The 8047-nt window shown below is 67.3% G+C and carries 6 protein-coding genes and 3 pseudogenes; 3 read left to right on the forward strand and 6 right to left on the reverse strand.

Annotation, left to right across the window (positions count from 1 at the left end):
* Positions 1 to 97: 97 nt before the first annotated feature.
* Positions 98 to 289 (forward strand): annotated as a pseudogene (locus ACWCRJ_RS40825) (ISL3 family transposase); the annotation flags it as partial.
* 96 nt (positions 290 to 385) lie between these two features.
* On the opposite strand, the gene ACWCRJ_RS40830 reads toward ACWCRJ_RS40825, so the two are convergent.
* From ACWCRJ_RS40830 to ACWCRJ_RS40845, 4 genes and pseudogenes are all read right to left on the reverse strand, one after another.
* Positions 386 to 775 carry a hypothetical protein gene (locus tag ACWCRJ_RS40830; RefSeq protein ID WP_450944033.1) on the reverse strand — a complete coding sequence of 130 codons (390 nt, stop codon included), beginning with the start codon at positions 773 to 775 and terminating at the stop codon, positions 386 to 388.
* A 212-nt stretch (positions 776 to 987) separates the two neighbouring features.
* A complete protein-coding gene (locus tag ACWCRJ_RS40835) occupies positions 988 to 1743 on the reverse strand; it encodes a hypothetical protein (protein WP_450944034.1) in 756 nt (251 codons plus the stop codon).
* Positions 1744 to 1824: 81 nt separating this feature from the next.
* Positions 1825 to 2105 (reverse strand): annotated as a pseudogene (locus tag ACWCRJ_RS40840) (IS630 family transposase); the annotation flags it as partial.
* 54 nt (positions 2106 to 2159) lie between these two features.
* Positions 2160 to 2291: pseudogene (locus tag ACWCRJ_RS40845) on the reverse strand (winged helix-turn-helix domain-containing protein); the annotation flags it as partial.
* A gap of 58 nt (positions 2292 to 2349) precedes the next feature.
* On the opposite strand from ACWCRJ_RS40845, the gene ACWCRJ_RS40850 reads away from it, so the two are divergent.
* Positions 2350 to 2745, forward strand: a complete 396-nt coding sequence (locus tag ACWCRJ_RS40850) for a hypothetical protein (protein ID WP_450944035.1) — start codon at positions 2350 to 2352, stop codon at positions 2743 to 2745.
* Between the two features lie 229 nt (positions 2746 to 2974).
* Here ACWCRJ_RS40850 and ACWCRJ_RS40855 read toward each other — a convergent pair whose 3' ends face one another.
* Together ACWCRJ_RS40855 and ACWCRJ_RS40860 are read right to left on the reverse strand one after the other, a co-directional pair.
* A complete protein-coding gene (locus ACWCRJ_RS40855; protein ID WP_450944036.1) occupies positions 2975 to 5026 on the reverse strand; it encodes an RICIN domain-containing protein in 2052 nt (683 codons plus the stop codon).
* Between the two features lie 224 nt (positions 5027 to 5250).
* Positions 5251 to 6288 carry a LacI family DNA-binding transcriptional regulator gene (locus ACWCRJ_RS40860; protein ID WP_450944037.1) on the reverse strand — a complete coding sequence of 346 codons (1038 nt, stop codon included), beginning with the start codon at positions 6286 to 6288 and terminating at the stop codon, positions 5251 to 5253.
* A gap of 506 nt (positions 6289 to 6794) precedes the next feature.
* Here ACWCRJ_RS40860 and ACWCRJ_RS40865 point away from each other — a divergent pair.
* Positions 6795 to 8047: ABC transporter substrate-binding protein (locus ACWCRJ_RS40865; protein ID WP_450944038.1), on the forward strand; the 1253-nt coding region annotated here is incomplete at its 3' end.

Raw genomic sequence — 8047 nt, forward strand, 5'->3', positions numbered from 1 at the left:
GTCACGGCTCAGCAGTCGAACCGGGACTGTAAGACGTTCGGCCCTGACTCATATTCGGTGGCGACGAAGAGTTGTGAGGATCGTTGACCTTCATGTGATGGATGGCAACAAGCTTGTCCAGACGGTGTTCTCGGGGCTGTTCCCGCTGGTCATGGAGAATGTTGCCGACGAGGGCGAGCGGATCGTGGCGCGGGCGCGGACTCCGCAAGGCACCGCGATCTGTCCCGTGCGTGGGGCCGCATCGGGGCGGGTGCACGGCCACCACTGGCAGACGGTGGCCGATGTGCCACCAACGCCGTAACGAACTGCCACATCGTCGGAGTGTGTAACCCGGCCGGGTGGGCGGCGGGCTGCCGGCCCTGGTTGCCGATGTGGCAGCGGGCGGTCAGGCGTCAGGGTCGACCTCGGGGTGTGTGAACCGCACGGGCTTGCCCAGCGACCGGGCGTAGGCGATTTCGGCTCGGGTGCTGTCTCCGATGTAGGCGCCGACCACAAGCACCTCATCAGCGAGCCGGATCTTCGCCCGGTGCAGATCGTCGAGCCGAACCTTCAGCGCCTCGGCCTCGATGGGATCGGACCGAAGTTCGTGCGGCGACTTCATGTCACAGCCCGGTTTGACGACAATCCTTCCGGCTTTGGTCTCCCGCAGATCGGCCTCGTTCATCTCGGTCATGAAGCGGGTGGAGCCGCAGATCACGACGATACGCGGGAGGCTCAGCAGCTTCTTCGCGTCGGCGAGCTTCTCCTCGGGGGTGAGCCGTTGCGGGTATGACACTGGTTCCTCCTGGTGGTGTGGCCCCAAGGGGTGCCTGCGGAGATGAGAACGCGGGTGTCCAGGATCGTTTTGAGCGGGCGACGTGGACACCCTCGCGACAACACTCTCTGCGACGACCGACATGTCATGTCGGCCGCAGAAAAAGGCTGCCCTGAACCTGCATCGGTGATGTCGGCTCGGCTGACGTGCGACAACCCGGTCGTCCTGCCTTGTCAGCGGCGAGCCGGTTGCAGGCGCTCGATTCGGTCAAGGTCGCCGGCGAGAAGGCTCCGGTGGCTGATGGTGAAGTCTCCGTTGAGCAGGGTCTGCCCTTCGCCGTAGTACCGGCCCACAACCGCGGTGGGAAGGAAGGCGCGCAGGCTGTGGCGCATGTTGCCGGGGTAGTCGACGGGTTCACCCCAGTCGGCCGGGGCTTGGTCGGTGGAGAGCAGGACCCAGTGGTCCACGGTCACGGCGGCGTCGAGGTCCGGTGCCGCTCCGGTGTGGCTGTCCAGGGCCGGCACGGTCAACTGGTCGGGGTCGAGAGGCGGGTACCACAGCAGCAGGGGCTTGGCGCGTTGCGCGTCGGCGTTGTCGAAGCAGCACACGGCGATGGTGTGGTCAGGAAAGTGGTCGGCGTAGAAGCGCAGGAGGTCCGGGTCGAGGTCAGGCCGACGGTGCGCCGGCACTTGTCGCAGTGCGGTGGGAACCGCGGTGGGGTCGGTGGCCAGGAGCACCGTGTAGACGTCATGGTCGAAGATTTGGACGGGCTGCGGTTCCGCGCTCATCCACGCGATGTCGTGGGCTCCGGCGGCAACGGGTTCGACAGCGGCGACCATACGGCGCAGGACATCGCTGGTGCGCCCAGCGGAGAGGAAGTGCCTGGGGGTGAGCTGCGTGGTGGGCAGGTGCAGCAGCATGGCGTTCGGGCCGTCCGCCAGATTCATGGCGGTGTTCTGGTAGCCCAGGACGTGGATCAGGCCGTGCACCGGGTGGTGCTGCCTTCCGCAATACACGATCGTGCCGGAGAACGCGGCCTCACCCGTCGAGATACGGTGGCAAAATACCGCTCAACTGTCCGGGATGAGTTCGGTGACGGCGAGGCAGGCGTCGATCAGATCAGGGCGGTACTGGATCTGCTTGAGCCTGCGCTTCACGGCCCAGGTGATCTGCCCGGGGTCGGCGGCGGCGAGATTGCCGATCTCCGCTAGCCAAGCGCTCAGACACCCGCCTGTGGATTCAGGTCGGGCGCGTGGGAGGGCAGTTGGAAGACGGTGAGCCACTGGGCGTTCCCGGGGATGAAGTCACGCATTCCGGCGGCCAGGTGCAGGCGCATGTTGTTCCGGACCAGCGCGTCGAGCTTGTTCCGTAGGCGCTCCACGGGCTTCTCGATGGCGCGCCCGGCCCGGATGTCGCCCCAGACGTGCCGGCTGATCTGTTCCTTCGACAGCACCCGCCCCGCGCTCGCCAGCAGATGCCGCAGCAGCCGGTACTCGGGCGGGGGTGAGATCGAGCGGCCTGAGACCACGGGTGGCACGGCAGGTCGTGTCGTCCAGGACCAGCTCGCCGTCGCGGGGCATGGTCACGTCGCGCTCATGGTCACGGTCGCGCAGCAGGCTCTGGACCCGGGCGAGAACCTCGGTGATAGGGAGAGGCTTGGTGACGTAGTCCTCGACACCCGGAATGAGTTCGGAAACGAGGCCGGCCAGCTCGTCGCAGGCGGCCGGGAAGAGGAGCCGAGGCCGGTCCGCCGGTGTCACGCGGCGTCCCTGGGTGAAGCGGGCGCTGTCCGAGAGGCCGGCATCCCCGACCACCGGGTCGAACCGGCGATCCGCGAGCCTCATCATCCCTTCGGTCCCGGAGACCGCGGCGAGAGTTCGGTAGCCCGCCAACTCCATGGTGAGCAGCTTGCCCTCCTCCCGATCGCCACTGACCACGAGGACCTGGTGCCCGCGCCCGCCGAGCGGCGAGCGTCGTCCGGTGCGACCTGAGTACACGGCAGACCACCACCCGATGAATGCCCAGGGGCGGAGCATCTCCCGTAGGACGTCCACAGCGGGATTGTGCGAGGGAGGGCAGCCCGACGACACGCAGCCAGCCCACATGGCTGCGGTCAGTGCCGCAGGGCATCACGGGGCGACGAGCGGGGGCCGGCTCACCGCCTGGCAAAGCGGAGAGCGGGCGTGGATACACGCCCGCTCCCACACCATGCGCAGCCACTCAGTTGATGCGGACGATCTTCCAGAGCTGGTCGTCGTTGTTCAGGTCGTTCCACTGCACGACTGCCGCGCCGTTGCTGGTCAGGGACTGGGCTACGGCGGCGTTGAAGCCGCTGCCCACGTTCTTGAGTTCGTAGTAGCCGTTACCCGCGTCGGTGAGAGTCCACCTCTGCGAGGTAGCGGTGGACGGCGTGTTCTGGACGACGGCGGCTCCGGCGGCGGTGGAGCCGTTACGGATGTCCAGATTCAGGTTGCTGTTGACGTTCCTGATGTTCCAGGCTCCGCTGCCCGCGGACTGGAAGGTGAACAGCTGGCAGAAGCAGGCCGAGTTCTGCCACTGCTGCGCTGCCGTGTTGGTGGCGGTCGAGCCCTGCGGGATGTCCAGGTACTTCCCGCTGTTCTTGTTGACGAGGACGTACTGCCCGGTACCCAGCGGGGGCAGAGCGGTCTGGGTGAGGTTCCAGCGCTGGCAGGCGCAACCGGTGCCGCTCCACTGGACGGCGGCGGTACCGGCCGCGGTGGAGGCGTTGGGGATCTCCAGGTGCTTGCCGGTCACACGGTTGGTGATGCTGTACCCGCCGGCCTGGTGCGGGGAGACGGCCCATTCGTGGTCCAGGGTGCCGTTGTCGTCCCACTGAAGGATCTTGGCGCCGTCGGCGGTGGACTGGCTCTCCACACCGAGAACCTTGCCGCTGGCGACATTGAAGATCTTGAAGTAGCCGGAGCTCTGCTGCACGAAGCGCCACTGCTGGTCGGTGGCGTTGTCGGCGTTCTGCTGGGTGGCGTTCGTGCCGTTGGCGGTGGAACCGCCCGCGATGCTCAGCATGAGGTTGCTGCCCGCGTTGGAGGCGGTGTAGGTGGCGCCGTCGGAGATCCCGCCGCCCAGGTCGATCGTGCTGTACTGGAGGGGGTTGACGGTGCTGCCGTTGGGACCTCCGGTGAAGACCTCCAGGCTGTGTCCGTCGGACAGGGGGAGCAGGCCGCGGCTGTAGCCGGCGGCGACGTTGGACCGGATCCGGGTCCAGGCGCTCGGGTCACCGTTCTGGGTGTTGAGGAACAGGTCGTCGGTGCTGTTGGACGCGACGACGAGGGTGCCGTTGGGGCCGCCGGTGGGCAGCCAGGTGATGTACGGGGTGCAGCAGGGGACGTAGCCGTCGGTCGACCTCAGTACCTGGCCGGTGACGGAGTCGAACGCCTCCGGGTCGGCGGAGATCTTGTAGTAGGTGGCGAAGTTCTTCTCGGGGGCCCCGCCGTACTCGTACGTCATGATGTACTTGCCGTTCGGCATCTTCGCGACGGTGGTCATGCCGGGGCGGGCGCTGTAGGGGGATACGGCGACGTCGTCGACGACCGGCCCCCAGTTCATTCCGTCCGTGCTGACCTGGTGCACGAGCTTCTGCCCGTGGGCGGGGTCGCGCTGGTCGGAGTAGTAGACGATGAGCTTGTTGCTGTGGACCAGGAAGAACGGTTCCCACACGGGGGTTTGGCCGTTGCTGGAAAAAGCCTTTCCGCCGGTGGCGATGTTGCTGACGAAGGTCCAGGTCTGGCCGTGGTCGGTGCTGGCGTACATGTCGATCTTGGTGGCGGACCGGTCGCTGGGAACGGAGAGCCCGGCGGCCATGATGGTCCCGGCCGGGAAGTCTCCTATCGCGGTGGGGAGCTCGAACAGCTCCGGTTCCCAGCGCATGCCCCACCCGTTCTGGGTGTCGGCGACATCGGAGATCTTGGTCCAGGAGTTGCCGTTGTCGGTGCTGCGGTAGATCGGCAAGACCGGTGTGCCGTTGGTGTACTGCTCGAAGGTGGCGAGGATGGTGCCGTTGGCCGAGCCGCCGTGCTGCAGACGCAGTCCTCGCGGGTAGAGCGAGCCGGGGGCAGGCGCACCCGATGGCGGGGTGTACATCGTCTGCGAGGGGCGGGCCAGGGCGTCCGCCCGACCGGCGGGCAGGACCATGGTCATCGCCGCGACGAACAGGACGAAGGCCAGGGACAAGAGGGAGAGGGGACGGGGACGCGGAACGGCGCCGGATCTGGCGCCTGTCTGCGCTGGGGACATTGCGGCTCCCAGGGGATGGGGAAGGTGTGTTTCGGTGTCCGCCGGCTCGGAACGGCCCGGAATGTGACGCGGCGGAGTTCGTTGGGCGCATCGCCCGGGGACAGCCGGGCGACGCTGCCGGGCGCGATGCGCGAGCGTGGGGGCGCGGCGCGACATGCGCGGTTTGTCGGGGCCTTGGGCCCGGCGTGTGGGTGCGCCGGGGCAGTGACAGGGGGTGGGGTGAATCAGACGGAGGGCGGAGGCGCGGTGGATCCGCGGACGATCAGTTCGACGGGTGGGTCGTTCTCCGGCGGCAGTTCGGTGTCGGGGTTCTCGATGGCGTGGAGGAGAAGCCGGATTCCTTCGCTCGACGCCGCCTCGAAGGGCTGCCGGGCGGTGGTCAGAGGCGGGGAGACGTAGGCGAAGACGGGGTTGCCGTCGAAACCGACGACACTGACGTCCTCCGGCACACGACGACCGCTTTCCCGCAGGCCGTGGATCAGTCCGATGGCCATCTCGTCGCCCGCGGCGAACACCGCGGTCACCGAGCGGTCCGAGGCCAGCCCGAGGCCCGCGGCATACCCGGAGGCCGCCGACCAGTCGCCGTTCAGCACGGGCGGTTCATGCGCGCCCCTGCCCGCCAGCGCCTCCCGCCATCCCTCGATACGGTCCTTGGTGGCGTACCACCGGCGCGGACCGGCGAGGTGATGGACGGTCGCGTGTCCCAGATCCAGCAGGTGTTCGGTGGCCGCGCGGGCCAGCTGATGGGCACCCACGCCGACGGTCAGTGTCCGGGCAGCGGTGAAGGCGGGTGGCGCTCCGATGAAAAGGACCGGCACGTCGACGCCGAGCGGGACTTCACCCTCGACGATGGGGACGGAGACGACGATGCCGTCCACGCCCTGCTCCAGGAGTGACTCCAGCGCGCCGGCGATGCTTCGCGGGTCGCCGTCCGGCGTGTTGACCACGCGCAGCGCGTAACCGGCGTCCCGTACGGCCTGTTCGATGCCCACCAGCAGGGAGGCGGTTCCGTACCCGGCTGTTGCCAGAGCGACCACACCGATGGACCGGGTACGGCCGGAGGCCAGTGCCCTGGCCGCGTGGTTCAGCCGGTAGCCGAGCTCGTCGGCGGCCGCCAGGACCCGTCGACGGGACTCCTCGGAGACGTACGGCTCGTTGTTGAGGACCCGGGAGACCGTCTTGCGTGAGACGCCGGCCAGCCTGGCCACGTCCTCACTGCGCGGCGCGGAGGAGGCCGCACCGCGCTCCACCCCAGTTGTCATGAAGTCTCCTCATGGCCGCGTGTTCACCATCGAACGAGGTCAATCTACTGACCGCGCGGTCTGACCGCGCGGTCAATGTGTACGCACAAGTCGAGCGCACGTCAAGAGTGCACGCGACGCCACTTGCCTCCGATGCGAGAGGACGCCAGGGCCTGTGGTCGGGGCGGAGGAGATGCATCAGGCGCCGAGGAGGCGCTTCAGGCATTCGTTCCCGCAGCTCAAGCGGTCTTTTTCGTCATACGGAACGACTCGATGGCCGACCGGGTCGGCCCCGTCCGCCGGCTCCGACTGCCCGCCCTTCGGGCTCCTGGCCGGACCTGACGCCTCACACATCGCCCGACGTGGAGTCTTGACAGCCGACACACGGAGCGTTCACGCTTCCTGGCATCCGCCGATCGCATTTGTTCGATCGTGTTTAGTTCTGGCCATGCAGCGGCCGTCTCTTCGCCAACCCTTCTTGGCTGACGCGCCAAGTCTGGGTACCGCCAGCCCTGTCAGGAGTCGAAATGCACCCTTCACCCCTTGGTCGGCCCATGCGTGGCGCCAGCCGCCGCACCGTGCTCCGCGGACTCGGCGGAGCCACGCTCCTGGGGGCCGGCATCCCCCTGCTGAGCGCCTGCGCAGGCAGTTCCGAGCCGTCGGAAACCAAGACCGTCACCGTGGGCTCCAACGCGTCCGACGCCGTCCCGAAGAAGGGTTACGCCGACATCTACGCGGCCTTCACGAAGCAGTCCGGGATCGCGGTCGACATCAACACCAAGGACCACAACACCTTCCAGGAGCAGATCAACACCTACCTGCAGGGCACCCCGGACGATGTGTTCCAGTGGTTCGCCGGCTACCGGATGCAGTTCTTCGCGGCCAAGGGGCTCGCCTCCCCGATCGACGACGTGTGGAAGACGATCGGCGGCAACTTCCCGTCGGCCATGCACGACCTGAGCAAGGGTCAGGACGGGAAGTACTACCTGGTGCCCCTCACCACGTCCCCGTGGGCGGTCTTCTACCGCAAGAGTGTCTTCCAGCAGTACGGCTACGAGGTCCCCACCACGTGGGACGCGTACGTCGCCCTGTGCAAGCGGATGAAGAAGGACGGTCTCGTCCCGATCGCGTACGGCGACAAGGACGCGTGGCCGGCGATGGGCACCTTCGACCAGATCAACTTCCGCCTCAACGGCTACGACTTCCATGTCGAGTTGATGGCGGGCAAGGCGTCCTGGACCGACGCGAAGGTCCGCAAGGTCTTCGACACCTGGGCCGAGACCCTCCCCTACCACCAGGAGGGCGCGGTCGGTCGGACTTGGCAGGACGCAGCACAGACCCTGGTGGCCAAGAAGGCCGGCATGTACATGCTCGGCATGTTCGTGGCTCAGCAGTTCACCGACAAGGCCGACCTGGAGGACCTGGACTTCTTCGCCTTCCCGGAGATCGACCCGGCGTACGGGCAGGACACCGTGGAGGCGCCGACCGACGGCATCATGCTCAGCAAGAAGCCCGCAAACCATGCCGGATCCGTCAAACTACTCGAATTCCTGGGTACGGCCCAGGCCGAAGAGATCTACCTGAAGGCCGACCCGAGCCTGATCGCCGCCTCCACGAAGGCAGACACCTCCGGCTACAGCGCCCTCCAGAAAAAGGGCTACGAGATGATCAGCCAGGCGAAGCATCTCACCCAGTTCATGGACCGTGACAGCCGCCCCGACTTCACCTCCACGGTGATGCAGCCGGCGCTGCAGAAGTTCATCCGCGACCCCAAGGGCGT

The organism is Streptomyces sp. NPDC002324 (assembly GCF_053593335.1).